This window comes from Arthrobacter arabinosi (genome assembly GCF_054511115.1).
In genome coordinates, this window is sequence record NZ_JBTNDF010000036.1 from 1 (window position 1) to 1,128 (window position 1,128).

Genomic DNA, 1,128 nt, shown 5'->3' on the forward strand with positions numbered 1-1,128 from the left:
TATCAAAAATTATCGACGTGGGTTGACGCATGGATTCGTCTGTACAAGGGTTGATGGATGGAAAAAAGATATCTCTTATTCGCGAGTTTGTCGGCGGTGGCATTGGGCCTGGCAGGCTGCAGCACCCAGACCGACGAGCCCTCGAGTGAGCCGGCACCCACAGCGGTCTCCGGAACGGCATCTCAGACTCCGTCCGATGCTCCATCTGATGCATTGGTGACGCAGGAGCCTACTGCGGATCGGGATTCTGTTTTTTCTCCGCTGACGAGTGTGGTGGATTACTGGCAGGACAACCCTGGTGTAGCAGATGAGCGTGCCAGGACGGGCGAGGTATTGCTCAACGAACAGAGTTCCGGGCCGGGGAACTTCAACGTTCCGGATGCTCAGGTACACGAAGCGGTGATGATCGTGCTGATCTGCGACAGCGAGTCAAGCTACGACATCACGATCGGTAACGACACCGATCCGGCGCTTGCTGCCACCGGCGGGGGCTCCTGCGGGGGGCCAATGATCAACAACTACACCACCAGCCCGTACGACCCGGCGGACCCGGACACCGTCCCGGAATTCATCGACGTCGACGTGCCCCCGGAAGTCAATTACTACGTGACCGCCTACGGGGTAGAGGGCACCTAAATTCACTCGGGCGAACAATCCGCTTGAGCAGAATTCTGCATTAAAAATGCAGGGTACGAGAATGAGATACGGACCGAAGCAAGAACACATCAGAGAACATCAGAACAACGGGGGAGAACCAATGAAACTGGCATCAACCGCTCTGACCACTTTGGGTGCAACAGCCGCCCTGATCGCCGCGACCGTAGCGCCCGCAAGCGCCGCGCCGCAGTCCCAGGAAGCCACGATGGCCCCGGACGCCCCGCCGTCCACCCAGGTCTGCGAGACGGGCTACTTCTACAACACCAGCTACGCCGACGTGTACTTGCCGAATCCCTCCACACGTGTCTACGGCAGTAGTGGTGGCATCCTGTCCTACAGCACCGCTGACTCCAGCACCGTTTCGGGATCGCTCTCGGCAACCTCGTCCGCCGATGCCGGGGTCGTCTTTGCCCAGGTCAGCGCCTCCGTCGGTGTCACTGTCGGTGCCAGCGCGACTGCAACAACTACCGT

Annotated in this window: 2 protein-coding genes; both read left to right on the top strand. The window is 59.5% G+C overall.

From position 1 onward, the window contains the following. Positions 1 to 216: 216 nt before the first annotated feature. Complete coding sequence (locus tag ACX80P_RS16975) at positions 217 to 636, top strand: hypothetical protein (protein ID WP_136455827.1); 420 nt, start codon at positions 217 to 219, stop codon at positions 634 to 636. A gap of 121 nt (positions 637 to 757) precedes the next feature. Next, the coding region (locus ACX80P_RS16980; protein WP_459279268.1) for a hypothetical protein at positions 758 to 1,128 on the top strand (371 nt) is incomplete at its 3' end.